This is a genomic window from Shewanella sp. JNE2, assembly GCF_023159115.1.
In the GTDB taxonomy this organism is placed as follows: domain Bacteria; phylum Pseudomonadota; class Gammaproteobacteria; order Enterobacterales; family Shewanellaceae; genus Shewanella; species Shewanella putrefaciens.
Genome location: NZ_CP096169.1, coordinates 4,086,574 through 4,112,090 on the forward strand (window position 1 = coordinate 4,086,574; position 25,517 = coordinate 4,112,090).

General features: G+C 45.4%; 23 protein-coding genes. 15 read left to right on the forward strand and 8 right to left on the reverse strand.

What is annotated here, in order from left to right; genetic code table 11:
* The first annotated feature begins 322 nt into the window (after window positions 1-322).
* The 5 genes from coaE to MZ182_RS18185 all read left to right on the forward strand — a co-directional run bounded on the left by coaE (window position 323) and on the right by MZ182_RS18185 (window position 3,472).
* Window positions 323-940: a dephospho-CoA kinase gene (gene coaE, locus MZ182_RS18165; protein WP_248067527.1), complete on the forward strand. Its 618-nt coding sequence runs from the start codon at window positions 323-325 to the stop codon at window positions 938-940.
* Window positions 933-1,667 carry a cell division protein ZapD gene (gene zapD / locus MZ182_RS18170; protein ID WP_011787899.1) on the forward strand — a complete coding sequence of 245 codons (735 nt, stop codon included), beginning with the start codon at window positions 933-935 and terminating at the stop codon, window positions 1,665-1,667. Before coaE ends, zapD begins: the two co-directional genes overlap by 8 nt.
* Before the next feature lie 157 nt (window positions 1,668-1,824).
* The gene (yacG, locus tag MZ182_RS18175; protein ID WP_011920039.1) at window positions 1,825-2,034 is read left to right on the forward strand and encodes a DNA gyrase inhibitor YacG; all 210 of its coding nucleotides are present in this window, start codon (window positions 1,825-1,827) and stop codon (window positions 2,032-2,034) included.
* A gap of 51 nt (window positions 2,035-2,085) precedes the next feature.
* Window positions 2,086-2,490 (forward strand): 8-oxo-dGTP diphosphatase MutT, encoded by a 405-nt coding sequence (gene mutT, locus MZ182_RS18180; protein WP_011787897.1) that lies wholly within the window; start codon window positions 2,086-2,088, stop codon window positions 2,488-2,490.
* A 445-nt stretch (window positions 2,491-2,935) separates the two neighbouring features.
* Complete coding sequence (locus tag MZ182_RS18185) at window positions 2,936-3,472, forward strand: thioredoxin family protein (RefSeq protein ID WP_248067524.1); 537 nt, start codon at window positions 2,936-2,938, stop codon at window positions 3,470-3,472.
* Between the two features lie 263 nt (window positions 3,473-3,735).
* On the opposite strand, the gene MZ182_RS18190 is transcribed toward MZ182_RS18185, so the two are convergent.
* Window positions 3,736-4,662, reverse strand: coding sequence for an exopolyphosphatase (locus MZ182_RS18190; RefSeq protein WP_248067521.1), 927 nt, complete (start codon window positions 4,660-4,662; stop codon window positions 3,736-3,738).
* Window positions 4,663-5,982 (reverse strand): ATP-dependent RNA helicase RhlB, encoded by a 1,320-nt coding sequence (rhlB, locus tag MZ182_RS18195; RefSeq protein WP_011787894.1) that lies wholly within the window; start codon window positions 5,980-5,982, stop codon window positions 4,663-4,665.
* A gap of 152 nt (window positions 5,983-6,134) precedes the next feature.
* Here rhlB and trxA point away from each other — a divergent pair, with 152 nt between their 5' ends.
* Both trxA and rho read left to right on the forward strand, forming a co-directional pair.
* Window positions 6,135-6,461: a thioredoxin TrxA gene (gene trxA, locus MZ182_RS18200; protein WP_011787893.1), complete on the forward strand. Its 327-nt coding sequence runs from the start codon at window positions 6,135-6,137 to the stop codon at window positions 6,459-6,461.
* 212 nt (window positions 6,462-6,673) lie between these two features.
* Entirely contained in the window at window positions 6,674-7,939 is a 1,266-nt protein-coding gene (gene rho / locus MZ182_RS18205) for a transcription termination factor Rho (protein WP_011787892.1), read from the forward strand.
* A gap of 51 nt (window positions 7,940-7,990) precedes the next feature.
* On the opposite strand, the gene MZ182_RS18210 is transcribed toward rho, so the two are convergent.
* The gene (locus MZ182_RS18210; protein WP_011920041.1) at window positions 7,991-8,917 is read right to left on the reverse strand and encodes a LysR family transcriptional regulator; all 927 of its coding nucleotides are present in this window, start codon (window positions 8,915-8,917) and stop codon (window positions 7,991-7,993) included.
* 134 nt (window positions 8,918-9,051) lie between these two features.
* On the opposite strand from MZ182_RS18210, the gene MZ182_RS18215 reads away from it, so the two are divergent.
* Both MZ182_RS18215 and MZ182_RS18220 read left to right on the forward strand, forming a co-directional pair.
* Entirely contained in the window at window positions 9,052-10,074 is a 1,023-nt protein-coding gene (locus MZ182_RS18215; protein ID WP_248067518.1) for a zinc-binding alcohol dehydrogenase family protein, read from the forward strand.
* Window positions 10,071-10,355, forward strand: coding sequence for a putative quinol monooxygenase (locus MZ182_RS18220; protein ID WP_248067516.1), 285 nt, complete (start codon window positions 10,071-10,073; stop codon window positions 10,353-10,355). The genes MZ182_RS18215 and MZ182_RS18220 overlap by 4 nt, the downstream gene beginning before the upstream one ends.
* Window positions 10,356-10,405: 50 nt before the next feature.
* Here MZ182_RS18220 and MZ182_RS18225 read toward each other — a convergent pair whose 3' ends face one another.
* The 4 genes from MZ182_RS18225 to MZ182_RS18240 all read right to left on the reverse strand — a co-directional run bounded on the left by MZ182_RS18225 (window position 10,406) and on the right by MZ182_RS18240 (window position 14,807).
* Complete coding sequence (locus tag MZ182_RS18225; protein WP_248067513.1) at window positions 10,406-11,137, reverse strand: fumarate reductase iron-sulfur subunit; 732 nt, start codon at window positions 11,135-11,137, stop codon at window positions 10,406-10,408.
* Window positions 11,137-13,143: a fumarate reductase flavoprotein subunit gene (locus tag MZ182_RS18230; RefSeq protein ID WP_248067510.1), complete on the reverse strand. Its 2,007-nt coding sequence runs from the start codon at window positions 13,141-13,143 to the stop codon at window positions 11,137-11,139. Before MZ182_RS18230 ends, MZ182_RS18225 begins: the two co-directional genes overlap by 1 nt.
* An 85-nt stretch (window positions 13,144-13,228) precedes the next feature.
* Window positions 13,229-13,900: a fumarate reductase cytochrome b subunit gene (locus MZ182_RS18235; protein WP_248067507.1), complete on the reverse strand. Its 672-nt coding sequence runs from the start codon at window positions 13,898-13,900 to the stop codon at window positions 13,229-13,231.
* Between the two features lie 181 nt (window positions 13,901-14,081).
* On the reverse strand, window positions 14,082-14,807 hold the full coding sequence (locus MZ182_RS18240; protein ID WP_011920044.1) for a fumarate reductase cytochrome b subunit: 726 nt from the start codon (window positions 14,805-14,807) through the stop codon (window positions 14,082-14,084).
* A 454-nt stretch (window positions 14,808-15,261) separates the two neighbouring features.
* Between MZ182_RS18240 and prmA the strand changes: the two genes are divergently transcribed.
* From prmA to fis, 3 genes are all read left to right on the forward strand, one after another.
* Window positions 15,262-16,143, forward strand: coding sequence for a 50S ribosomal protein L11 methyltransferase (prmA, locus tag MZ182_RS18245; protein WP_248067504.1), 882 nt, complete (start codon window positions 15,262-15,264; stop codon window positions 16,141-16,143).
* A gap of 174 nt (window positions 16,144-16,317) precedes the next feature.
* Window positions 16,318-17,286 carry a tRNA dihydrouridine synthase DusB gene (gene dusB / locus MZ182_RS18250; protein WP_011787883.1) on the forward strand — a complete coding sequence of 323 codons (969 nt, stop codon included), beginning with the start codon at window positions 16,318-16,320 and terminating at the stop codon, window positions 17,284-17,286.
* Between the two features lie 16 nt (window positions 17,287-17,302).
* Complete coding sequence (fis, locus tag MZ182_RS18255) at window positions 17,303-17,608, forward strand: DNA-binding transcriptional regulator Fis (RefSeq protein ID WP_006083371.1); 306 nt, start codon at window positions 17,303-17,305, stop codon at window positions 17,606-17,608.
* Window positions 17,609-17,786: 178 nt separating this feature from the next.
* Here fis and MZ182_RS18260 read toward each other — a convergent pair whose 3' ends face one another.
* Window positions 17,787-18,668 carry a hypothetical protein gene (locus tag MZ182_RS18260; RefSeq protein ID WP_248067502.1) on the reverse strand — a complete coding sequence of 294 codons (882 nt, stop codon included), beginning with the start codon at window positions 18,666-18,668 and terminating at the stop codon, window positions 17,787-17,789.
* Between the two features lie 189 nt (window positions 18,669-18,857).
* Here MZ182_RS18260 and hsdR point away from each other — a divergent pair, with 189 nt between their 5' ends.
* The 3 genes from hsdR to MZ182_RS18275 all read left to right on the forward strand — a co-directional run bounded on the left by hsdR (window position 18,858) and on the right by MZ182_RS18275 (window position 25,514).
* A complete protein-coding gene (gene hsdR / locus MZ182_RS18265) occupies window positions 18,858-22,430 on the forward strand; it encodes a type I restriction-modification system endonuclease (RefSeq protein WP_248067500.1) in 3,573 nt (1,190 codons plus the stop codon).
* A 263-nt stretch (window positions 22,431-22,693) separates the two neighbouring features.
* Complete coding sequence (gene fic, locus MZ182_RS18270) at window positions 22,694-23,812, forward strand: protein adenylyltransferase Fic (protein WP_248067497.1); 1,119 nt, start codon at window positions 22,694-22,696, stop codon at window positions 23,810-23,812.
* Between the two features lie 127 nt (window positions 23,813-23,939).
* A complete protein-coding gene (locus MZ182_RS18275) occupies window positions 23,940-25,514 on the forward strand; it encodes an N-6 DNA methylase (protein ID WP_248067494.1) in 1,575 nt (524 codons plus the stop codon).
* Window positions 25,515-25,517 lie beyond the last annotated feature (3 nt).

The window sequence follows — 25,517 nt, forward strand, 5'->3', positions numbered from 1 at the left end:
CCACACCCTACGAGAAAATAGAGCGGGCTTCGCCCTGCTAGAACACTGCAAACAGCACAGCTGCTAGAATCTAGACCCTAGATTCTATACGTCCTTAGTTCTTAAGCTGTCATCCTCGCGGATGCGGGGATCCAGTTTTGAGTATTTGAGGTCTTTTAAAACTAAGTAAGCTAAAGATGTTACCGTGGATTCCCGCCTTCGCGGGAATGACAACCATGGGGGTGCAGCGGCTAGGTTCTAGCAGGGCGAAGTCCGCCCTAGCAGCGCTAGCGTCCTAGCTTCTAGCAGCACAGCGTCCTTCTTAGCTTATCAAGAGAATTTTATGTCTAAATTTGTTGTTGGTCTTACAGGTGGGATTGGCAGTGGTAAAACAACTGTCGCCAATTTATTTGCCGCAGAAGGCATTACATTAGTGGATGCCGATATTGTTGCCAGAGAGGTTGTCGCTAAAGATTCAAAGGGACTTAAGGCAATCGTTGAACATTTTGGTACTGAAATGCTAACCCCTGAAGGCGAACTCGACCGCGCAAAACTGCGCGAACGTATTTTTAACCAAAGTGCAGAGCGGGAATGGCTAAACCAATTATTACACCCGATGATCCGCCACGAAATGCTCGAACAAGTAAAAAATGCCACTTCGCCCTATGTAATTATGGTTGTGCCCTTGCTATTTGAGAACGGGTTAGATAGGTTAGTCAATCGGACTTTAGTGGTGGATATTTCACCAGAATTGCAAATCAGCCGCACCGTAATACGGGATCAAGTTGATGCAACTCAAGTGAATAACATCATTAATAGCCAATGTAGTCGGAGTGAAAAACTCGCCAGAGCCGACGACATTATTGATAATCAGGGAGAGATATCAGCCTTAAAACGAGAGGTGCTAGCATTGCACCAACGCTATTTACAATTATCCGGTATTGATAACGCCCATGACTGACTTAGTTTACGAACAGCCATTAAACGAGAAAATTCGCAGCTATTTACGGCTCGAATATCTCGATAAACAGCTGCGTACTAATCTCAATCATGACCACCAACATAGATGCTTCTATCCGCTGTTTTCGCTATGTGAATTATCCGAACGCTGTGATTACCGCAATGAAGTCTTAAAGGATATTGAGCGTCATCTGTTACAACTCAATAAATGGCAAGAACTCGAACAAGCAGACCACCAACAGATCAACTTTTATATCAATGCCCTTACCCAAGCCCGTGAGTTACTTCAAAAACCAGAGCGGTTCGGCAGTCAACTCAAGCAAGATCGATTTTTATCCGCTCTACGACAACGATTTGGTATGCCTGGTGCGTGTTGTAGTTTTGACCTACCCCAGCTACATTTTTGGTTAGCCAAACCTTGGGAAGAAAGACAACAGGATTACCTTGCTTGGATAGCACATTTTGACCCACTGCTCACCCCCATTACCCAACTACTTCAACTCACCCGCAGCACGTCCATTTTTAATAATGCCATTGCCCATGCCGGTTTTTATCAAGGCGATAGCAACCAAGCTTTATCCTTAGTTCGTGTTAAACTTGATGCTTCACAGGGGTGTTACCCCACTATTAGCGGACATAAAAATCGCTACGCCATTCACTTTGTCCAGTTTGATCAACAACGTCACTCCGATAAACCCATCGATTTCTTACTAGCGACCTGTGTCTGAAGCCTTTAAACTATCAGCACTGTGAGATGTTAGACCAATCGTATTAAATAGCCGCATTCGTTATCGCCTCACGTTGAGTTTCCATAACGTGATAGGTCGTTTTTTATAGGCTACCCATACCACATACATCAGGCTTATACATACAGAGACGCACATTATGCCATTAACCGTTAAATGCCCCATTTGTAAAACCCCCGTTGAATGGGCGCCACAATCTGAATTCAAGCCCTTTTGCAGCGAGCGTTGTAAGCTGATCGATCTTGGCGACTGGGCATCTGAAAAACATGCCATTCCTGTAAAATCGGAGTTCGATCTTGATGCCTTAGACGAGTTCGACTTAGATGAAGATGCCTTCTTTAAGGAATAAACACAACAGGATGCCACAGGCAATCACACACACTCATTAGTAGAAAATATTATGACAAAGCGTATTCATGTTGCCGTAGGTATTATTGTTAACAAGGCACAGCAAGTTTTACTTGCTAAACGGCCAGATCATTTACACCAAGGAGGTAAGTGGGAGTTCCCTGGAGGAAAAGTTGAGACGGGTGAAAGCGTTACTCAAGCGTTAATGCGTGAACTAAAAGAAGAAGTCGCTATAGAGGTCATCTCCAGCGAGCCTTTTATGGCGCTTAGCTACGATTACCCGGACAAACAAGTCCTGCTCGATATCCATACCGTTATCCATTTTACGGGGGAAGCCCAAGGCCTAGAGGGCCAGCAAATTGCTTGGGTAGAAAAACACGATTTGATCAATTATGACTTCCCCGATGCGAATAAGCCTATATTGGAAAAATTGTTAGAAAATGCCTTGCCCTGCTAGGACACAGCCAAGAGTGCTGCCAAGAGGCCAAGAGCACTGCAACTAGATTCTCCGCACTTAAACTGTCATCCCCGCGCAGGCGGGGATCCAGCTTTTAGTTCTCTAATATTTTAAAACTAAAAGAAATGACTATGGATTCCCGCCTTCGCGGGAATGACGAGAATGAACACCTAGCAGAAACGTACGACTGCCGAGTCTATTTTGTTCCATACACAATATGACCTTTTCATAGGCTATGCTGATCAGATGCAGGGGTGAATAGCGCAGGAGCAGTTATCAAGCGATGTTCTCACAGCGAAGCTGTCCTAGCAGCCTAGTGATCTTCTTTACATTAGCGATACGTGATCTGGCTTGCAGCAAATTAACAATTGCCTTTTAGAAAATCGAGATTGATGCTTGAATGCTGACTCACCATTTCTTTTTTCTTCGATTTCGAGGGCATATCATGCACAATAATGTTAAAGCATTACTCGCCACTACAGCCTTATTTTTTAGCTGTCAGGTATTAGCCAATGGTGGCTGTGGATTTGAAGAACAACAACAGGGCTTAATTGCAACCTGCAGTGAGGAGAAACAAGAAGTGATTTTAACTGGTATTGTTGAAGCGCAACATTTAGTGAATGATCTCAATGAGTTTACTGAGGGCTATAAAAGCTATCAAGTTGATACAGCGGCAATCGCCCCACTCAAAAACATCAAAGAACCGACAGAAATCATCGTGATCATCGGCACTTGGTGCCCAGATTGTCACCGTGAAACACCACGTTTTATTCGCATAATGGAAGAAGTCACGAACCCCAATATTAAAGTGACCTATATTGGCGTGGATCGCACTAAGAAAGATCCCGAAGGTTTAGCCGCTAAATACGAATTTACTCGTATTCCAACATTTATTATTCAGCAACAAGGCAAGGAAATTGGCCGCATTATTGAGCGCCCAACAACTTCGCTTGAAAAAGATTTGGCAGAAATATTGAAATAGCTCTTTGAGATAGCTCTTTGAAATAACTCTTTGAGATAGATTTTAGAACTAGATCCTAGAAAAAGCAGACCGAGTTTAGCCCCGCGAGGACACGGCAAAAAGTGCAGGTTCTAGGTTCTAGTAGGATAATAGCAACATCCTAGCAGCGAGGCGCTCTTAGGTCGTCATCCTCGCGAACGACTGCATGGATGCAGAAGGTAGAATAACGCAGGAGCAGTTATCGATGCGAGGCTCTAGCAGCGAAGCGTTCTAGGCCCTGAGTACTAAATTGCTTCTTCAAGGATCCGCTGCGCTAACATTATTAATACACCCTCACGTAATGCGCCACCCGATAGGCTTAGATGCTCAATACCCAATAGCTCAAATAGTGCTAATAGGATCGCAACACCCGCGGCAAAGGTCGGAGCACGTTCGCTACTTAAACCATGGATCCCCAAAAGCTGCTTATCCACTTGAACGAGAATTTCAGCCTTTAGCTGATTAAGCACTTCAAGGGTGATGGTTTCAGATTGCTCTCGATGTAATAGCACTTCAACCACAGATTGCACCGCGCCAGAGGCTCCCACTACACAATGCCAACCTAAGTCACGCAGTGTCTTCCTATGCTCAGCCAGAGTGACTAAAACCTGCTGTTTCGCATCATCAAAATCTAACTGTTGAAAAGGCATATTACTGAAAAATTGGCGATTATAAGTCACGCTTCCCATAGGCAAGCTGGTTTTAAACAACACTTGATGACCATCGCCAATAATAAACTCAGTACTGGCACCGCCAATATCGATCACTAAACGCCGCCCTTGCCCACAGGTGGTAGCCACCATACCTTGGTAGATAAGCTCGGCTTCGCGCATCCCAGAGATAATCTCAATGGAATGCCCAAGTAGAGGCAATGCACGCTCATTAAACTCATCGGCATTACTGATACTACGAAGAGTGGCGGTGGCGATGACTGCGACATGATCTTGATGAATTTTATGCTGTGTCAGCATCTGCGCAAACATGGCAAGACAATCGAGACCACGTTGCATAACCTCTGGATTTAACTTGCCATCCTCACCAATACCTTCAGCTAATCTTACCTTACGCTTATATTTTGCAATAATATGTGGCTGACCGCCTTTTGTCTTAGCGATCAGCATATTAAAGCTATTAGAGCCTAACGTAATTGCGGCATAAGCGGGTGTTGGCATTTACGAGTGTCTACGTGTCCTGTCATGGCGAGGTGGACGTCCACCACTACGATGGGCGCCCTGTGGACGACCAGCTCCTGCACGCTCGCGTAGGTTACGCGTACCCGCAGGATGTTTACGCGGGATCTTAACTGGCGCAGGAATATCCTCTAACAATGCCGAACTATCATAATTACTTACAGGGATGGAGTGATTGATATAACTTTCGATTGCCGGCAAGTTCAGCGCATATTCTTCACAGGCAAAGCTGATGGAAACCCCTTTATTACCCGCGCGTCCTGTTCGACCAATTCGGTGTACATAGTCTTCACAATCGTCAGGTAAGTCATAGTTGTAAACATGGGATACATCAGAAATATGCAAGCCACGCGCAGCAACGTCTGTCGCGACTAGGATATCCAATTGGCCACTAGTAAATTGCTCCAGAATGCGAATACGCTTTTTCTGAGGAACATCACCTGTTAACAATCCAACGCGATGACCATCCCCTTCGAGCCAAGACCATAAATTTTCGCAGCTATGCTTAGTGTTTGAAAATACAATGGCTTTTTCAGGCCAATCTTCTTCAATTAAGGTCAACAACAAGCGCATTTTATCTTCTTGGGAAGGATAAAAAACTTCTTCTTTAATGTTCTTCGAGGTTTTTTCGTCGGGGGCAATATCCACTTTCACCGGATCATTCATATGATCATAAGCCAGTTCTTGCACCTTCATCGAGAGGGTTGCCGAGAACAGCATATTGAGCCGTTGATTGGCATCAGGCATACGTCTAAATAGGAAACGGATATCCTTGATAAAGCCCAAATCGAACATGCGATCCGCTTCATCTAATACGACAGCTTGAATAGCCGTTAAGCTGATAATGCCCTGACGCACATAATCGATGATGCGCCCAGTAGTACCAATCAAGATATCAACACCTTGATCTAATACTTTGCGTTGTACATCATAACTTTCACCACCGTAAACAATTCCCACTTTTAAGCGGGTATGTTTAGCCAATAAAATCGCATCTTTAGCAATTTGAATAGCCAATTCACGGGTGGGTGCCATGATAATGGCACGGGGTTGATTTATCTGACGGCCTTCTGGTATTGGCGTCGATAATAAATGATTAAATGTAGCAACCAAAAAAGCCATCGTCTTGCCAGTGCCCGTTTGAGCCTGACCAGCGATATCTTTTGATTGAAGTAATACGGGTAATGATAACGCCTGAATCGGCGTACAAAATTCAAAACCGTTCTCTGCAAGAGCCTGTTTTACCTCTGGATGTAGAGGAAGGTCGGCAAATTTTTGGGTAGATAAATGTGTTTCGCTCATAGCGCAAGCATACCATTTGGGGTTGCAATAAGATACTCGATCGTTTGAAATAGCCACATTGTAAAAAGGTAACTTGAAAAGCTATTTTTCACCCCCAATATACATGGTAAGCCATTAACAAACCAGCAATGGCAACCAAACTGGAGAACATCATGAGCGATAAAATTATATACCTGAGTGACGACGGCTTCGAAAACGACGTATTAAAGTCTGATTTACCTGTGTTGGTAGACTTCTGGGCTGAGTGGTGTGGTCCTTGTAAAATGATCGCTCCAATCCTAGATGACGTAGCTGAAGAGTACGCAGGCCGTGTCACTATCGCTAAATTAAACGTTGACCAAAACAATGTTTCTCCGGCGAAATATGGCGTTCGTGGCATTCCAACATTATTATTATTCAAAAATGGTGAATTAGCGGCCACTAAAGTTGGTGCACTTTCAAAAACGCAATTAAAAGAGTTTATCGACGCACAAATCTAATTTGCAGTCGTCTTGAGTGACCTCCGGCACAAGCTATAAATTAATTGTGCCGGAATTTCCCTAAATTTCTGGACGCCCCGCTTTGTTAGTGCTACTTTAATAACCAGATTCTTTCTAACTAAACCACTTCTCGCTCGTCAATCACTATCCTGAATCACAAACTTTACTGATTGATCGCGGTAAGCTTTGTCGCGTAACACAAGACCCCCAAAATGAACTTAACTGAATTAAAAGACACGCCGATTTCTGACCTAGTCTCGCTAGCCGAAAATATGAAACTCGAAAATATGGCCCGCGCTCGCAAGCAGGACATTATTTTCTCAATCCTTAAAGCCCACGCCAAAAGTGGAGAAGACATTTTCGGCGGTGGGGTATTAGAAATACTCCAAGACGGTTTCGGCTTCTTACGCAGCTCAGACGGATCTTATTTGGCTGGTCCAGACGATATTTACGTCTCACCGAGTCAAATTCGCCGCTTCAATATGCGAACGGGTGACACCATTTTTGGTAAGATTCGTCCACCAAAAGAAGGTGAACGATATTTCGCTCTACTGAAAGTCAATGAAGTTAACTTCGATAAACCAGAAAACTCTCGCAATAAAATCCTATTTGAAAACTTAACCCCACTCCACGCCGAAGAACGTATGCGTATGGAGCGTGGAAATGGCTCAACTGAAGATATCACTGCGCGTATTCTGGATTTATGCTCACCGATTGGTAAAGGTCAACGTGGTTTGATCGTTGCACCACCAAAAGCCGGTAAAACGCTATTACTTCAAGGTATTGCTCAAAGCATCAGCTACAACAACCCAGAAGTGGTGTTGATGGTATTGCTGATCGACGAACGCCCAGAAGAAGTAACAGAGATGCAGCGCCTCGTTAAGGGCGAAGTTATCGCATCAACCTTCGATGAACCAGCCAGCCGTCACGTTCAAGTGGCTGAAATGGTGATTGAAAAAGCAAAACGCTTGGTTGAGCACAAGAAAGACGTCGTTATCTTACTCGACTCAATCACCCGTTTAGCCCGTGCTTATAACACTGTTATCCCATCATCTGGCAAAGTGTTAACTGGTGGTGTGGATGCTAACGCCCTACACCGTCCAAAACGCTTCTTCGGTGCGGCACGTAACATCGAACACGGCGGCAGCTTGACCATTATCGCCACAGCCTTGGTAGATACGGGTTCGAAGATGGACGAAGTGATCTACGAAGAATTTAAAGGTACAGGTAACCAAGAGCTACATTTGTCACGTAAAGCGGCAGAAAAGCGCGTGTTCCCAGCCATTGACTTCAACCGCAGCGGTACGCGTCGTGAAGAAAAACTCACGACTCAAGAAGAACTGCAAAAAATGTGGATCCTGCGTAAAATCCTCAATCCTATGGATGAGGTTAGCGCAATGGAATTCTTAATCGATAAATTGGCGATGACCAAGACTAACGAAGAGTTCTTTACCGCCATGAAACGCACTAAGTCTTAAATCTCAGTGAGTCTCTAAGCTAAAAGCCGCATTATGCGGCTTTTTTGTTATCTAAGATTTTTTCACTGCTAATATTTTACTCAAGTTTTTACTTAGAGCCTGTGTTCGCTGCCGGAGCATTTCCCGCAGTAAGAGCACGACGGGCGTGACATGTTCACGTCCTGGGCACACTAAGTACAAATCGACGGGCTCCCCCTGATACTCAGGCAACAAACGTACTAATCGCCCTGAGATTAAGTCATCGGCCAGATCTAGACTCGACTTAAATACCAACCCTTTGCCAGCAACAGCCCAACGGCGGGCAATCTCGGCATCATTAGCACTACGATTGCCCGTGACACGCACTTTGAATTCTTGACCATCACGCCTAAATAGCCATTGATCGTGGGTGCGATCATCTAACTTATAAAACAAGCAATTATGCTCAACTAATTGTTCTAATGAATCAAGCACACCAAACTTGGCGAGATATTCAGGTGAGGCGCACAAAACACGATCAACACTACAGATAGGAAAAGCCACTTGGTTAGAATCCTGCGGTTTTCCATAGCGCACGGCGACATCAATTTTATCGTGGTAAAAACTGCTGATATTGTCGCCAAGGTGCAAGCGCACTAACAGTTGAGGGAAATCGAGCAAAAACTCGTCGAGCCAAGGCACAAACAGATTACGGCCAAAGTCTGAAGAAACCGAAAGGCTTAAGGTGCCGGATATTTTACCTTTATCACTGGCGATAGCCTGTTCGCCAAGTGCTAAATCGCTTAGCGCACGTCGGCAATGAATAAGATAACGTTCACCTTGCACAGTCAAACGTAAGCTGCGTGTAGTGCGGATAAATAAACTAGTATCAAGCTGTTTCTCAAGCCGTTTTATTGCAGCACTGGCAGAAGCTGCCGAGATATCCATCTCGGCTGCTGCGGCAGATATATTGCCGCAATCAGCGACTCGCACGAACAAAGCTAAATCATTAATTAGCATGATTATCAAAAATCCTTTGAAAAAATTACAAACTTTATCCTGTTTATCTCTTGGCTAATCTTCCACACAATGGCTACAGGATACAAGTACACGCAAACAAGTAGACTCCAGCAAGTACACCCAGAGGAATAAACATGAAAGCCATTGGTTACCAGACAGCGGGGGCAATAACAGCGCCCAATGCATTAGAAAACATCACGCTAGCCGAGCCAACTGCGACAGGTTTTGACCTTTTAGTGGAAATCAAAGCCATTTCTGTCAATCCGGTTGATACAAAAATCCGTGCATCTAGCTCAGCGCCTACTGGTGAATACAAAATTATCGGCTGGGATGCGGTCGGTGTCGTCAAAGCAGTTGGTGAGAAAGTCAGTCTTTTCAACGTTGGCGATGAAGTGTGGTATGCGGGCGATATCAGTCGCAGCGGAAGTTATGCAGAATATCAATTGGTTGATGAGCGAATTGTCGGCCATAAACCTAAAAGTTTAACCTATACCCAAGCCGCGGCATTACCTTTAACGGGGATTACGGCATGGGAGATTTTATTCGACCGTTTAGCTTTACCCCAAGATGGTTCGGCAACTGACGCCCGTATTTTAATTATCGGAGCGGCCGGCGGTGTGGGTTCAATCATCACTCAGCTTGCAGTAAAACTCACAGGTGCAGAAGTGATAGGCACTGCATCTCGTCCAGAATCCGCCGCTTGGGTGCATAAGCTTGGTGCCGATGCTGTTATCGACCACACCAAGCCACTTTCAAAGGAACTTGCCAATATTGGCATTACTGATGTGACCCATGTGATTAGCTTAACCCAAACCGATCAGCATTTTGATGAAATAGTACAAGTGCTTAAGCCACAAGGAAAACTAGCATTAATCGATGATCCTAAGGGGCCATTAGATGTGATGAAACTTAAGCGTAAAAGCTTATCCTTACACTGGGAACTGATGTTTACCCGCAGCCTATATCAGACCGAGGATATGATTGCGCAACATCACTTACTCAACCGCTTAAGCGCCCTTATCGATACAGGCGAGTTACAGAGTACGTTCGGTGAGCACTACGGCACCATTAATGCCCAAAACTTAATCAAAGCTCACGCTCAGATAGAGTCTGGCAAAGCGATCGGTAAAATTGTTTTAGAAGGTTTTAACCAATGAAAATAACAGTATTTGCTCAAATCATAGCGAATCAAGGCCAAAGCGATACGCTATTTAAGATACTCAAGCAACTCGTGACAGACACTCATACCGAGGCTGGCTGCATCGAATACAAACTGCATCACTCATTAGATGATGAAAATATCTTCTGGATGTACGAAATGTGGCAATCCCAAGCCGCACTGGATGAACATATGGCGAGTAGGCACTTTCAAGCATTCGTCGCTCAAACCGCAGACATCATCAATCGAGCTGACATTCACAAAAGCTACGCCTGCTAATCAACAAAAAAGCGCCAAACACGTTGGCGCTTTTCATCATTTATCACTCATCAAATCAAAGTCATGGCCATCTTACGGCGTAAATACGCAATTTGCTGCATGTGTGGCAAATCCTTAGGGCAGTTATCTTGGCAGCCGAGTAAAGTCATGCAGCCAAACACACCATCCTGATTGCCAATCACATGGTAAAAATCCTCGGCAGTACGAGCGTCACGGCTGTCCATCTCAAAACGAGCTATTTTCATCATACCCACAGCGCCGACAAAAGTTTCACGCATTTGTTTAGTCGCGCAGGCAGAAACACACACGCCACATTCAACGCAGCGCTCTAGCTCATACAAGCGCGCAGCTTCATCTGGATCCATAGGATTTTCAAGCCGATGCACGCTTATATCATTGGCCTTAGGGTGTAACCACAGCTTTAAGCGTTCGGCCAGTTCCCGCATAAACTTACCAGTGTTAACCGAGAGATCACCAATCAACTCAAAACCTGGCAGCGGCATTAAGGTGATTTCGCCCTTAGGGTATTTGGCCGTTAAGGTGCGGCAAGCTAGCGTCGGGAAACCGTTGATCACCATAGCGCAGCTACCACAAATACCTGCACGACAAACAAAATCGAATTGTAGCGAAGTATCTTGCTCTTCCCTAAGTTTATTAAGAGCGATAAATACCGTCATCCCCGGTGTTTCGGTGATCTGATAACGTACCATTTTCGGCTTATCGTTTGGCTCCTGCGGATCATAACGAAAGATATTAAAGGTTAACTGGCGACCTTGGCTCATTATGATTTTTCTCCTAACGCATTGGCTGATGGTTTTTTTAACGTGTCACTTAAACGTTCATTATTAGGTTGCAAACTCTCGGGTAACTCAAATGGCATAAGGGCTCGCTGCCTTTGATAGCGATCGGCATCATCACCCAGCCCTGCTAAAATCTCAGCGATTTGCTGCTCACGTTTTTGGGTATCGGGATGCACTATGGCGTTGTCGATCCCATAACCGCGATAGCCAGGCGGTAATTCCATCTTCATCACATCGAGGGCTTCATAATTAAGCATGGGTTCAAGTGCATTGGGATCAGGCCAGCTTGCCAACGTGCGATTCAGCCAATCTCGGTCATTTCGCTGCGGATAATCCTCGCGAGCGTGGGCGCCGCGGCTCTCGGTACGCGCTGCTGCGCCGCAGGCTACGGTTAACGCAACTTTCAACATCCGCTTGACCCGTAATGCTTCAACTAACTCAGGATTAGCGTGACGTTTTTTACACTTAAGCCCGAGTTTACGTGAACGCTCGAGCAAGACTTTAAGCTCGGCAACCGCTTTTTCAAGCTCGGGGCCATTACGGAATATCCCCACGTAATCCATCATAATACGCTGCATTTCATGCTTAAGCTCGAAGGGGCTCTCTGTGCCGTCCCCTTCGATTAACGTATCGATTTCATCTTGCACTTGCTTCATAAACTTTTCAGCAAGTTGGGTATTGATTTCTAAACTGTTATTTTCACAAAAATCAGCAACATATTTACCGATAATCATGCCCCCGACCACAGTTTCGGCTAGCGAATTACCGCCTAAACGGTTAAAGCCGTGCATATCCCAACAAGCCGCCTCACCCACGCTAAATAACCCTTTAAGCTGTGGACTTTCACCTGTGGCATTAGTCCGAATACCGCCCATAGAATAATGCTGAGTTGGGCGTACAGGAATCCAATCTTTAGCGGGATCAATACCCAGAAAGTTCTCACAAATTTCCTGTACTTCCCGAAGGTTTGTTTCAATATGTTTACGACCTAAGAGGGTAATATCGAGCCATAAATGTGGTCCATAAGGACTGTCAACCCCTTTGCCTTTACGCATATGCTCTGTCATACGGCGTGATACTACGTCCCGCGATGCCAACTCTTTTTTATCGGGTTCATAGTCTGGCATAAAGCGATAACCATCTTTATCGCGCAATAAGCCACCATCACCACGGCATCCCTCTGTCGTGAGAATCCCCACAGGTACAATAGCTGTCGGATGGAACTGCACTGCCTCCATATTACCTAAGGTCGCAACACCAGTTTCTAAAGCGAGCGCGTGCCCTACACCTTCACAGATAATGGCGTTTGTTGATACTTCATAGATACGGCCATAACCACCAGTAGCAATGGTGGTGGATTTGGCCACATAAGCACGCAGTTCACCCGTAATCAAACAACGAGCCACTACGCCGTGACAGCGTTTGCCATCGTGAATAAGCGCCAAGGCTTCAACACGTTCATGGACGGGAATGTCCATAGAAATCGCTTTGTTATCCATCGCATACAATAATGAGTGACCAGTCCCATCTGCGGTGTAACAGGTTCGCCACTTTTTAGTCCCGCCAAAATCACGGGCGTTGATAAGACCATGAGCTTCCTCGGCCTCATGGAGAGTGACCTTTTGCGCATTGACTATCACTTCCCTTGGTCCTGCACTCACCCTTGACCAAGGCACGCCCCAATTTGCTAATTCACGCACGGCCTTAGGTGCACAATGAGCAAACATACGCGCCACTTCTTGATCGCAGCCCCAATCGGAACCTTTTACAGTGTCTTGAAAGTGGACATCTTCATCATCACCCATCCCCTTAACGGCATTCCCTAAACTCGCCTGCATTCCCCCTTGTGCCGCCGCCGAGTGTGAACGTTTCGCAGGAATAAGCGATAGAACTAAGGTATCCAGCCCACGCTCTTTCGATGCAATGGCGACCCTTAAACCGGCAAGCCCGGCTCCTACCACTAATGAATCGGTATAAATCAGTTTCACGCCTGCTCCTTAACGGGATTTGCTATTATTGTCGGGTTTTCTCTCATAACACATCAACTACAACTATGTTTTTATTAGAATTTATTTAACTTGCATGAGGTAAAAATGCCAGCAGCGATGCAATACCCACTGATACAAATACCACGCTGATAATTGTCTTAAGTTTTCGTAATCGGGCACGACTGTTGAGATCCCTCGCTGCGCCCCATTTCAAAGCCACACGATAAATACCAATGGCAGCATGTAACTCCACCGTCAACAGTAATGGCAAGTACAACATCCACACACCTTGGTTCCATATGCGATTAGCACTGCCTTGGGGGCCAATAGTTTCGGGGGCAGATCCAATCAGCCACAGATGTACAGGAAGCAGCAATAAAATCACCACACCGGTAATCGCCTGCCAACGCCACAAGTGAGTATCGCTGTGCTTGATCACCTGCATTTGTTGGCGTAGTGCCCTTTGTTGCTGCAAACTCATTGGCAATTTTTGTAGCGCCACAAGCACATGAATAAAAGCCAAAACAGCAATGCCAATGGCGATACATGTCACAACCCAAGGATAGCCATGACCATCAGAAGATAAAAAACTCAACTCCATCATGCGCGCAACCCAACTCATCGCATCCGCACCGAACAAAATCGATGACACTAGCACTAAATGGGTCCACAAAAAGACAGCAAGAATGACGCCCGATAAACTCTGGCTTAAATCCAGCCACGCACTCCATTTTTTGATTTTTAAATTAATCGACATTTCACGCCCTCGCCCAGTGAGCTAACCCCAGTAAATCCAACGCTAAAAGTTAATATCGCTCACAAATCCATCACAGAACCTGAGACAGATCAATCAACAGAGAAATAATTAACCAAATGCTTAAATATTAGCTGTGAAATAATATTCTGCTTTACGGACATAGTGGCGATAAGCCCAATCCCTACTGGGGGACAAATGGCTGCACGGGAAGACTTAATTCACTTCCAATAAAAAGGTAAGAAATTAAGCTCGCTGTACCTAGGCATATTAAATAGATAATCAAGACCTTAACCACTTTACGCAGACTAGAACGCTTGGTCGTTAATCCCCACTTAACCGACACGCGATACAAACCAATCATGGCGTGTATCACAACGGCAGGGAGTAAAAGTGCATACAGTAGCCAAGCATTATTGTGATACACACGCTCAGCCGATAAATGTGGGCCAATTTCGGGATTAGTTATCATGGTAAAAAGGTGTACTGGCACAAGGAAAAATAAAATAAAACCCGTGATGAGTTGCCAAAACCAAGCATGGGTATCTTTGTGTTTAATTCCCCCTAAGTGTGAACGAAGCGCGCGCCACTGACCTAGCTGGGCAGGGAATCGTCTAAGCGCGACCGCAGCATGGACAATCACCACGAGTAACATAAATACAGAAAATATTTTAGTCACTATAGGAAAACCATGGCCAGAACTACTGAACATACCCCCCTCAAGGAACTGTACTACGTGGTAAAACGCCTCTTTACCGAGCAGAATGCTCGACTCAAAATGCATATGCAGCAATAGAAAACACCCAAGCATAAGACCTGTGGCACTCTGTAATTTATCTGCCCTAGCCGACCATGGGTGTCCTAGTGCGGGTGTATTCACGCGATTGTGGACTCGAGTTACGCTTGTCATCTTGCTTATACCTATGTGTTTATTGTTGGCACCTCTGGGCAAGCTACACCATAGCAGCAACAAAAATCGCCGTTCAGCGTCACAGATTTAAAGCGTGAGCTACCTCACTCGACAGAATGCAACTCTTAGAAGAAGATCACAAAACACACATTCAAACCAAACAAAGGTAAAACCAATTAACCAATAAATTTCATATGGTTATAGTAAAAAATAAAACTGACAATTCGCTTTTTAACACTAATACTGACTCACTCGCTAACACCTTGTCTGGACAGATAAAAGCGCAATAACGCAATCACCAGCAACAAAACGCTACGCGATGGTAGCCCTCCCTACGGCTTAGCTAAAGCACGTTAAATTCCAGCTCAATCCTGCATTTTTAAGCAGTTTGGGTATACAATAGCGCCATATTTCACCCCTTACCTTTTGAACGCTTAGTCACAGGATACCTCCCATGCCTTGGATCCAACTCCGCATAAACACCAATAGCGATGATGCTGAAACCATTAGCGACTTACTCATGGAAGAAGGTTCAGTCTCAATCACCTTCGAAGACGGAAAAGACACACCGATTTTTGAACCTAAACTGGGCGAAACCCCATTGTGGCGTGATACTGTGGTCGTCGCGTTGTTCGAAGCGGACACCGACCTCACCCCAACAATAGAAATGCTAAAAAACCTGCCATTTTTAGGCGACAACTTCAGCCATAAAATTGAGCAGATTGAAGACAAAGATTGGGTGCGCGAGTGGATGGATAACTTCCATCCTATCCAATTTGGCTCTCGTTTATGGATTTGCCCAAGCTGGCGCGAAATCCCAGATCCAACCGCGGTCAATGTTATCCTCGATCCAGGTCTAGCCTTCGGCACCGGCACTCACCCAACCACTGCACTGTGTTTAGAATGGTTAGACAGTCTAGATTTAAGCAATGAAGAAGTGATCGACTTTGGTTGTGGCTCCGGTATCTTAGCCGTGGCCGCACTAAAACTTGGCGCGAAAAAAGTCACAGGTATCGATATCGACTATCAAGCCATTGACGCCTCACGTGCTAATGCCGAGCGCAATAATGTCGCCGACAAGCTGGCGTTGTATTTGCCAGAAGATCAACCCGCCGATCTTAAGGCTGATGTATTAGTGGCTAACATCCTCGCAGGCCCACTGCGTGAACTTGCTCCACTTATCGCTGAACGGGTAAAAAGTGGTGGTAAATTAGCGCTTTCTGGCCTCCTCAAAGAACAAGCGCAAGAAATCTCAGACTTTTACAGTCAATGGTTCGATATGGACGAAGCAGCTCACAAAGAAGACTGGAGTCGCTTGACAGGTAAGCGTAAATAGCAGTAATGCCATGGCCTAACATGCGCCACGGCTGGCTTCGGCTAATTTTGCTAATTACTTCTCAACGCTTAAAAGTCAAGAAAAAAAATTGCGCCTAGGTCATTTATTGACCTTTTCACGGCCAACAAAAAGGGCTACTATAGCGCCCCTTTGAAGAGCTAAGGTGAATCATAAATGCAGATTGGACCCTATCAACTGAAGAATCAGCTGATCGTGGCACCAATGGCAGGTGTCACCGATCAAGTCTTCCGTAATCTCTGTCTTCGTTATGGCGCAGCCCTTGCGGTGTCAGAGATGCTTTCATCTAATCCTGATGTTTGGGAAACAGATAAAAGCCGCCAACGCATGATGCATTCTGGCGAGGAAGGTATACGCTCAGTGCAAATTGCAGGGGCCGATCCTGATTTAATGGCACAGGCTGCTCAGTTCAACGTTGAACAAGGCGCCCACATCATTGATATCAATATGGGATGTCCTGCAAAAAAAGTGAATAAAAAGCTGGCTGGCTCAGCACTGATGCAAAACCCACCCTTAGTAAAAGCCATTTTACAAGCCGTGGTCGCCGCAGTGAATGTGCCCGTCACGTTAAAGATTCGCACAGGTTGGGCTCCAGAACACAGGAACGGTGTTCAAATCGCCCAGATTGCTGAGGATTGTGGTATTGCCTCACTCGCCGTTCACGGCCGTACGAGACAATGCATGTACAAAGGCGATGCCGAGTACGACACTATTAAAGCAATCAAACAGAATGTCTCGATTCCTGTTGTCGCCAATGGGGATATCGACAGTCCGGAAAAGGCCCGCTTCGTGCTGGACTACACTGGTGTCGATGCTCTGATGATAGGACGGGGTGCTCAAGGACGACCTTGGATTTTCAGAGAAATCCAGCACTACTTGGAAACGGGTAATAAGCTAGCGCCCATTGAGGTTGCCCAGCAACGAGAAGTTATGCTGGAACACCTCACCAAACTGTATGATTTATATGGCGAATATAAGGGCATCCGCTTCGCTAGAAAACATATGGGATGGTACCTAGACCAAGAAGCTCAGCGCCAATTTAGGGCTGACTTTAATCGGCTGGAAACCGCTGCAGAACAGTATTCCCTCGTGGAATGTTATTTTGATGAATTAGCACAGAATTAATAAAGAGCAGAATAGAATGTTTGATCAGACAACTAATACAGAAGTTCACCAGCTTACCGTTGGCAAAATCGAAACCGCAAACGGCACTATCAAGCCCCAGTTATTACGTGACGCAGTGAAACGTGCCGTAACTAACTTCTTCGCACAGTTGGACGGTCAGGAAGCACAGGAAGTTTATGAAATGGTGCTAAGCGAAGTAGAAGCGCCTCTGCTTGACATCATCATGCAACACACTCGTGGCAACCAAACCCGCGCAGCAAACATGCTAGGTATCAACCGTGGTACTCTGCGTAAAAAATTGAAAAAATACGGCATGAACTAATCCGTAAGGATTAAACTGTTGTATTAAAAAGAAAAAGCCTGAAGAAATTCAGGCTTTTTTGCTATTTAATACACACATAGTTACACACAGTCAAAATCATGCTTGGTTTGTCATTCATCTCACGTTAACTGGTGCTCCTCCCCAATACCAGGCACTTGACTCCATCTAGACACCAAAATCAATAAACAACTCCATATACGCCCGTAGCACAACTTTGGCAGGTATCATCATCGAACATATGCCCTGCATTCATAGACTCATTACAGTGCTTACACTTTCCACGGGCAATCTTACTATCGTGGATAGCTTTTGCTGCAGACTTAACCTGTCGCGGTGTAGAACTAAGAGCCATTTCCCGTTGAATAACCCATTCAAAGCTCGGTTCATGCGGATGCGGCCAAGTGATTAAACCAATGGAGATGGCTATGTAATCGTCAAATATATCGATACTTATATCTTTATTATATAAGGAGCTTGTGACTTTATCAGATAGAACATCAAAGTGCTGTTCCACAAACCTGCCGCAAGCGCTGTAGGCACATGTGGCCGATCCATCTTGAGACTTAAAATTGGCATCAATTAATTTATTGCACTTAGTGCAGATAAAGAACGCTGGTGACTGGTCTATTGCCCGCGTTACCGCTTTTAGACTGTGCGTTAACCTTTTGGGGTTCACGCCAATTTTTTTATAGATTAGCTTATCAAAATAACCATTATTACACCGGACATGTGCAGTGACGGTGAAATCCGCATCAAGATGAACGGTATAAAGTGGTCTATTAGGTAACTTAATCGACTCCTTTAGAGAAAGGTCATCGCAATCGAGTATAGGAGACTCTCTCACTTTGCTGTTCTTCGTTTCAGAGCCGTAAATGGGATACGAATTCCACTCAAAAGATTTGAAAGGGATGCCTATATCATCAAGCAGTGCCATTGTTTCTATTGGTATTATTAAATCCATTAAAACCAGATAACGGTCAATTAAATCTGGACGCCCAGTAAAGCAGATGGCGTTTTGCTCTAGCAGTGATTCAATAGTTGGAATGCAATCGAGATCCATGTCGTCTTCCATGTGACAAAATAAAGCTGTTGATTAAACGCATTCTAACCAAAGCACCGAAACAGTGTTAGCGAGAGTTTTCAACTCGTACTAATAATGAGTGGGTTAACAACTTCTAAACTTAACTGGTGATTAAACTGTTTGTAAAAGATATGATTACATTGAAAATAATCGCGCTACGAGGGAATGATGGGATTAGACACACAAGGCCAGAGTACTGAAAAGGACTCTGCTAACTTTAGTTTTCTCAAACCATACGACCCTATTTTTATCGATTTGGCCAGCAGTGCTGAACGTGCGTTTATCAGCGATCCCAACACCACCTTAATTAAGCTGCGCCAGTTAGGTGAAGCGATGGCGCAAGATATTGCGGCTCGATGCGGCATAGAGTTTGATGACAAAACGACTCAGGCAGATTTACTCTTCAAAATTAATCGTGAGTTAACCTTAGAGCCTGTGGTCCGCCAGTTATTTCATGCCTTAAGGATTGAAGGCAATAAAGCAACTCACCAATTTCGAACCCAACATAAAGAAGCATTAGAAGGCTTAAAGCTTGCTCGTAGCCTAGCGATTTGGTTCCATCATACATTTGGCGATCAAAAGACCGCATTTAAAGCTGGCCCGTTTGTCCCACCTGAAGATCCCAGTCAGCAACTGCAAGAGTTACAAACTCAAATTGAATTATTGCGTAGCGAACTTAACGATAACCACCAGCAATTAGTCGATAATCAGCAATTAACAACATTACTGGCCCGTGAGAAAGAAGAGTACGCGGTATTAGCTGAGCAAATGGATGCAGAGGCGCGAGCGTTGTCAAAGTTGGCCGCGCAGCATGAGCAAGCTCTCGTAGAGCAAAAGCATCAATTCGAATTACGCATTAAAGCGCTACAAGCTGAATTAGTACAGCTTGCTCAAGTCGATAACCAAGCGGCGACAAAAAACAAGAAACAACTTAGTCAGCAAGCGAGCAAAGCGGGTAATCACATTGAGTTAAGCGAAGAGTTAACTCGGGTACTGATTGATCAGCAATTAAATGAGGCCAAGTGGATAGCTGATACCCAAAGGCTAGATTACCGCAAAGGTGCTCGACCTGAAAAAGGTAAAAACCTCGCGATTACAGAATGGCCCACATGGTATAAAGGTAAGCAAGGCCGCGCTGATTATGTCCTATTTTGCGGCTTAGTCCCCGTTGCAGTGGTGGAAGCAAAAAAAGAAAACACCAACGTTGCTGGTAAAATTTCCCAAGCCGAGCGTTACTCCAAAGGCTATAAACTGATAGCGCCTCAACAAGGTGCATGGGAAATTGAAGGGCGCACCGTTGCATGGGCCGATGACGCAGACGGCCATTACCATATACCCTTTGTCTACTCCTGTAATGGCCGCGAGTTTAGTAAGCAACTGGCGGAGTTATCAGGCACTTGGTTTCGCGATACCCGTAAACCCAGTAACACCAAGCGGGCGCTGCAACAGTTTCACTCGCCTGATGGCCTGCTTGATAAGCTAAAGCGCAGCCGCGAAGCAGCCGAGCAAAAACTTCAACAGGAAGGCTTTGATTACCTCGGTCTGCGCGATTATCAGCAAAAAGCTATCGCAGCTGTTGAGTCGGCTTTAGCGCAAGATAACACTCAGTGTCTGCTGGCAATGGCCACAGGTACAGGCAAAACCCGCACTATTATTGGTTTGATGTATCGATTTTTAAAGGCTGAGCGTTTTAGGCGTATCTTGTTCCTTGTTGATAGAACCGCCTTGGGTGAGCAAGCGTGCGACTCCTTTGATGAAGCCAAGCTTGAACAAAACAAAGTGCTGTCGTCTATCTACAATATTGCCGAGCTTGGCGACATGAAAAGTGCAGCCGAAACTCGCATTCAAGTCGCGACAGTACAGGCCATGGTTAAACGGATTTTTATGTCGGATAACCCGCCCCCGCTGGACGAGTTTGACTGCATTATTGTCGATGAAGCGCACAGAGGTTATGCCTTAGATCAGCAAATGACCGAAGGTGAACTTGCCACTCGCGATGCCAGCCAATATCTGTCCAGTTACCGTCGGGTGCTCGATTACTTTGATGCGGTGCGTATTGGCTTAACCGCAACGCCTGCCAAGCATACAAGTGAGATTTTTGGTAAACCCGTTTACACCTACAGTTACCGTGAGGCCGTTGCCGATGACTGGCTTATCGACCATGAGCCACCGATCCGCTATGAAACGCTGTTAAACAAACACGGCATTAAGTTTGAAAAAGGCGAAACCGTCACCTCCATCAACACCCAAACCGGTGAAATTGAAACGGCCGATTTAGAAGACGAATTAAAGTTCGATGTTGAATCCTTTAATAAAAGAGTGATTACTGAGTCGTTTAATGAAGTCATCTGCCAAGAATTAATCAAAGAGTTAGACCCTTTTGGCGATGAGAAAACCATGATTTTTTGTGCAACCGATGTGCATGCAGACATGGTAAAACGCTTATTAGATAAAGCCTTTCTTGAGATGTATGGCGATGACTACAATCAAGCGGCTGTGGCTAAAATCACCGGTCAAAGTGATAAAGTCAGCCAGTTGATACGCCAATATAAAAACGAGCGTTACCCTAATATCGCCATTACTGTTGACCTATTATCAACCGGTATCGATGTGCCTAAGATTTGTCATTTAGTGTTTTTACGTCGGGTCAAATCACGCATTCTGTACGAACAAATGATGGGCCGTGCCACTCGCCGCTGTGACGACATAGGTAAAACGGCTTTTAAGATTTATGATCCGGTTGATATTTACAGCGCGCTTGAAGCCGTTAACACTATGAAGCCGATAGTGAAAGATCCCAACATTACCCTTGAGCAGCTGGTAGACGAGTTAACTGACGATACCTTTTTAGAGCGCGCCCTTAATACCCCTGGTGAACAAGTCGGTTCAGGTTCAGGGACAGATAGTCACACCAATAGCCATGCCCACGACGTGCTTAATCAACTTGGGCAGAAAGTGATGCGGGTGATGCGAAAAGCGACTAAAAAAGCCGAAAATAAGCCAGAGCTTAAAGCCAAGCTTGAGCAACTTGAAGAGTTATGGGGCGTAGCACCAGCGAAACTCCACCAGCATCTACATCAAATTGGCCCCAGAGAGGCGGCACAATTTTTTAAGCAGCACCAAAGTTTGATTAATCAGTTAGCCGAAGTCCGTTATCTGGTGGGTAGCGACAATATGCCGATCATCTATGAAGGGCGTGATGAGTTCATAGAGCGTCAGCAAAATTATGGTATACACGAAAAACCCGCTGATTATCTTGAAAGCTTCAGTCACTTCATTAAGCAAAACATTAACCAATCAGCAGCCTTGTCCGTTGTGGTAAATCGACCTAAAGATCTCACCCGAGCTCAGCTAAAAGAGGTCAAATTACTGCTTGATGAGGCAGGCTATAGCGAAGCCCACTTGCAAAGTGCGTGGCGTAAAAACACCAACCAAGATATCGCCGCCAGTATTATCGGCTATATTCGCCAAGCCGCATTGGATGAGGCCTTAGTCCCCTTTGCCCAGCGGGTGAACAACGCCATGCAACGCATTTACAGCGAACATGATTGGAACCCAAACCAACGTAAGTGGCTAGACCGTCTAGCAAAACAATTGGTGCATGAGGCTGTGATTGATAAAGCCTTTGTGAATAATCGTTTTGCCAGTGACGGTGGTGCCAAACGCTTTAACAGTGTACTCAATGACCAACTCGATACCATTTTAGACGAGCTCAATGCCTACCTGTGGCAAGTAGGTTAGTGGGCAAGTAGGCTATGGAGCAGTGTTAAGACAGTTGTCGTCTGCATGTGTATGGATATTGGTACTTTCTCTACATGTCACTGAACACAAAACGGCAACCCTAACGCTCCTTCGATGTTGATACTATCGACATGAGTCCCCAAAACAACCAAAACATGTCGATTAAACTAAGTTTTGTAAACATGTTTTCTTTACATGTCGATTGAATCGACATAAGCTCACCGCAATTTCTATTTATGTCGATAAAAGAAGGTTTTTTAAACATGGAATGGCAAGCTGAACAAGCATACAACCATTTACCGCCACTACCGCTAGACAGCGCACTCGCGGAGTTGGCCGAAACCTTACCCATACTCAAAGCCTGTATTCCTGCCCGCGCCGCCCTTGCAGAGCTAAAGCAAGCAGGTGAACTACTGCCCAATCAAGGCTTATTGATTAATTTATTGCCCCTGCTAGAAGCCCAAGGCAGTAGCGAGATTGAAAATATCGTTACCACCACCGACAAGCTGTTTCAGTATGCCCAAGAAGATAGCCAAGCGGACCCGATGACCAAAGAAGCGCTACGTTATCGCACTGCGCTTTATCAAGGCTTTACTCAGCTAAGCAACCGCCCACTGTGTGTCACTACCGCATTAGAAATCTGCAGCACTATTAAGTCCGTGCAGATGGACGTGCGTAAAGTGCCTGGTACTAGCTTAACGAATCAGGCCACAGGTGAGGTTATTTATACGCCACCAGCAGGCGAGAGTGTCATTCGTGACTTACTCAGTAACTGGGAAGCCTTTTTGCATAATCAAGATGATGTTGATCCACTGATCAAAATGGCTATGGCCCACTACCAGTTTGAAGCTATCCATCCTTTTATCGATGGTAATGGCCGTACAGGCCGTGTGCTCAATATTCTCTACCTTATCGACCAACAACTGCTTAGCGCACCTATCTTATATCTGAGCCGCTATATCGTCGCGAATAAGCAAGACTATTACCGTTTATTGCTTAACGTGACGACTCAGCAAGAGTGGCAGCCGTGGATCATCTTTATCCTTAACGCTGTCGAGCAAACGGCTAAATGGACCACCCATAAAATTGCCGCAGCGCGCGAACTCATCGCCCATACCACAGAATATGTACGTCAGCAGCTACCCAAAATTTACAGCCATGAGTTAGTACAAGTGATTTTTGAGCAACCTTATTGCCGTATTCAAAACCTTGTCGAAAGTGGCTTAGCCAAACGTCAAACCGCTTCCGTTTATTTAAAGCAGTTATGCGACATAGGCGTGCTTGAAGAGGTGCAATCGGGTAAAGAGAAGCTCTTCGTCCACCCTAAATTTGTCACTTTGATGACCAAAGACAGCAATCAATTCAGCCGTTATGAGCTTTGAACAAGGTAATTAAAACAGGGTCATTAAACGATAGGTCATGACAGCCAATAAGCCTGAACCTATCTATAAACCAAATACCTAAGCCTAATGCATCAATCATTAGCCAAATTACAAAATTGAGAATCAAATGAGCATAACAAGCAGCAACAGCGATATCGTCCAAAAACTGTGGAACCTGTGTGATGTACTGCGCGACGACGGCATTAACTATTCCGATTACGTTACCGAACTGGTGCTATTACTGTTTATCAAAATGGTGCACGAAAATACCGAGGCTGGGTTACTCAATAAACACACCTTGCCAACCGGCTGCCGTTGGACCGACTTAAACGATAAAGATGGCCTCAACCTACTCGATGATTACAAACGCATTTTGCTCACCCTATCGACGGGCAAAGACAGTGAAGGTAATACCCTACACGCCGATCCGCTGATTTTAGCCATTTATGCCGATGCGCAAACCCGCCTGCGTGAGCCACGCCATTTAAAGCAGCTGATAAAGTCACTGGATTCGATTGACTGGTTCAGCGCCCAAAAAGACGGTTTAGGTGATTTATACGAAGGCTTGTTAGAAAAAAACGCCAACGAGACTAAATCCGGCGCAGGCCAATACTTTACTCCACGTGCATTAATCGACTCTATGGTGAGGGTCATCAACCCACAAGCGGGCGAAGTGATTCAAGATCCTGCCGCCGGCACCGCAGGCTTTTTAATTGCCGCCGACAGCTACATTAAAGCGCAAACCGATGATCTGTATGATTTAACCGACAAACAAAAAGAGTTTCAAAAAAACCACGCCTTTGTCGGTGTCGAGCTTGTGCCCTCCACCCGCCGTTTAGCGTTAATGAACTGTCTACTCCATGGTATGGAAGGTGACGACGAAGGCGTAGTGCATTTAGGCAACTCCTTAGGCCAAGTCGGTATGAGTTTACCCAAGGCCGATATTATCTTGGCTAACCCGCCTTTTGGCACCAGCAAGGGCGGCGATGCATCCATCACCCGTGACGACCTAACCTATCCCACCAGCAACAAACAGCTGGCGTTTTTACAGCACATTTACCGCAACCTAAAGCCTGGTGGCCGTGCCGCCGTGGTATTGCCCGATAACGTGTTATTTGAGGCGGGCGTAGGTACTGACGTGCGCCGCGACTTAATGAACAAGTGCAACCTACACACTATTTTGCGTTTGCCGACAGGCATCTTCTACGCTGCAGGCGTGAAAACCAACGTCTTGTTTTTCACTAAAGGCAGTACCAAAGATAAGTTACAAGAAGAAAACTGCACCACTAATACTTGGGTGTATGACTTACGTACCAATATGCCTAATTTTGGTAAACGCACTCCCTTTGGTGAGCAACACTTAACCCCGTTTGAAGTTGTGTGTAATGTCCCACTTACTGAACGCAAAGAGGGAGAGTGGTCTTTCAATGCGGAAGAGGTCGAAGTTGAAAGTGCTGAGGTCAACCAAGATATAGACCCACGCTTGGCCAAAAGCCGTTGGCGCGTATTTAGTCGTGAATTTATTCGTGATACCAAATCAGATTCGCTAGATATTTCATGGCTCAAAGACGCCAACAGCGTCGATGCCGCCGACTTAGGCACACCAGAAGAATTGGCGGGCGAAGCTATGGCTGAGCTTAAAGGTGCGTTAGCGGATCTTGAGGCATTGGTGAAGTCGTTAGCTAGTGGGGTGAAAGGATGAGTG

What these genes read in the sequence shown, in the direction of transcription:
- MZ182_RS18190 (WP_248067521.1), bottom strand. Translation starts at nt 4,662, where the DNA reads ATGCCAACACCCGCTTATGCCGCAATTACGTTAGGCTCTAATAGCTTT.
- trxA (WP_011787893.1), top strand. Translation starts at nt 6,135, where the DNA reads ATGAGCGATAAAATTATATACCTGAGTGACGACGGCTTCGAAAACGAC.
- yacG (WP_011920039.1), top strand. Translation starts at nt 1,825, where the DNA reads ATGCCATTAACCGTTAAATGCCCCATTTGTAAAACCCCCGTTGAATGG.
- prmA (WP_248067504.1), top strand. Translation starts at nt 15,262, where the DNA reads ATGCCTTGGATCCAACTCCGCATAAACACCAATAGCGATGATGCTGAA.
- rho (WP_011787892.1), top strand. Translation starts at nt 6,674, where the DNA reads ATGAACTTAACTGAATTAAAAGACACGCCGATTTCTGACCTAGTCTCG.
- MZ182_RS18275 (WP_248067494.1), top strand. Translation starts at nt 23,940, where the DNA reads ATGAGCATAACAAGCAGCAACAGCGATATCGTCCAAAAACTGTGGAAC.
- MZ182_RS18235 (WP_248067507.1), bottom strand. Translation starts at nt 13,900, where the DNA reads ATGTCGATTAATTTAAAAATCAAAAAATGGAGTGCGTGGCTGGATTTA.
- MZ182_RS18215 (WP_248067518.1), top strand. Translation starts at nt 9,052, where the DNA reads ATGAAAGCCATTGGTTACCAGACAGCGGGGGCAATAACAGCGCCCAAT.
- hsdR (WP_248067500.1), top strand. Translation starts at nt 18,858, where the DNA reads ATGGGATTAGACACACAAGGCCAGAGTACTGAAAAGGACTCTGCTAAC.
- dusB (WP_011787883.1), top strand. Translation starts at nt 16,318, where the DNA reads ATGCAGATTGGACCCTATCAACTGAAGAATCAGCTGATCGTGGCACCA.
- rhlB (WP_011787894.1), bottom strand. Translation starts at nt 5,982, where the DNA reads ATGAGCGAAACACATTTATCTACCCAAAAATTTGCCGACCTTCCTCTA.
- MZ182_RS18225 (WP_248067513.1), bottom strand. Translation starts at nt 11,137, where the DNA reads ATGAGCCAAGGTCGCCAGTTAACCTTTAATATCTTTCGTTATGATCCG.
- MZ182_RS18220 (WP_248067516.1), top strand. Translation starts at nt 10,071, where the DNA reads ATGAAAATAACAGTATTTGCTCAAATCATAGCGAATCAAGGCCAAAGC.
- fis (WP_006083371.1), top strand. Translation starts at nt 17,303, where the DNA reads ATGTTTGATCAGACAACTAATACAGAAGTTCACCAGCTTACCGTTGGC.
- mutT (WP_011787897.1), top strand. Translation starts at nt 2,086, where the DNA reads ATGACAAAGCGTATTCATGTTGCCGTAGGTATTATTGTTAACAAGGCA.
- MZ182_RS18185 (WP_248067524.1), top strand. Translation starts at nt 2,936, where the DNA reads ATGCACAATAATGTTAAAGCATTACTCGCCACTACAGCCTTATTTTTT.
- coaE (WP_248067527.1), top strand. Translation starts at nt 323, where the DNA reads ATGTCTAAATTTGTTGTTGGTCTTACAGGTGGGATTGGCAGTGGTAAA.
- MZ182_RS18240 (WP_011920044.1), bottom strand. Translation starts at nt 14,807, where the DNA reads ATGACAAGCGTAACTCGAGTCCACAATCGCGTGAATACACCCGCACTA.
- MZ182_RS18260 (WP_248067502.1), bottom strand. Translation starts at nt 18,668, where the DNA reads ATGGATCTCGATTGCATTCCAACTATTGAATCACTGCTAGAGCAAAAC.
- MZ182_RS18210 (WP_011920041.1), bottom strand. Translation starts at nt 8,917, where the DNA reads ATGCTAATTAATGATTTAGCTTTGTTCGTGCGAGTCGCTGATTGCGGC.
- zapD (WP_011787899.1), top strand. Translation starts at nt 933, where the DNA reads ATGACTGACTTAGTTTACGAACAGCCATTAAACGAGAAAATTCGCAGC.
- fic (WP_248067497.1), top strand. Translation starts at nt 22,694, where the DNA reads ATGGAATGGCAAGCTGAACAAGCATACAACCATTTACCGCCACTACCG.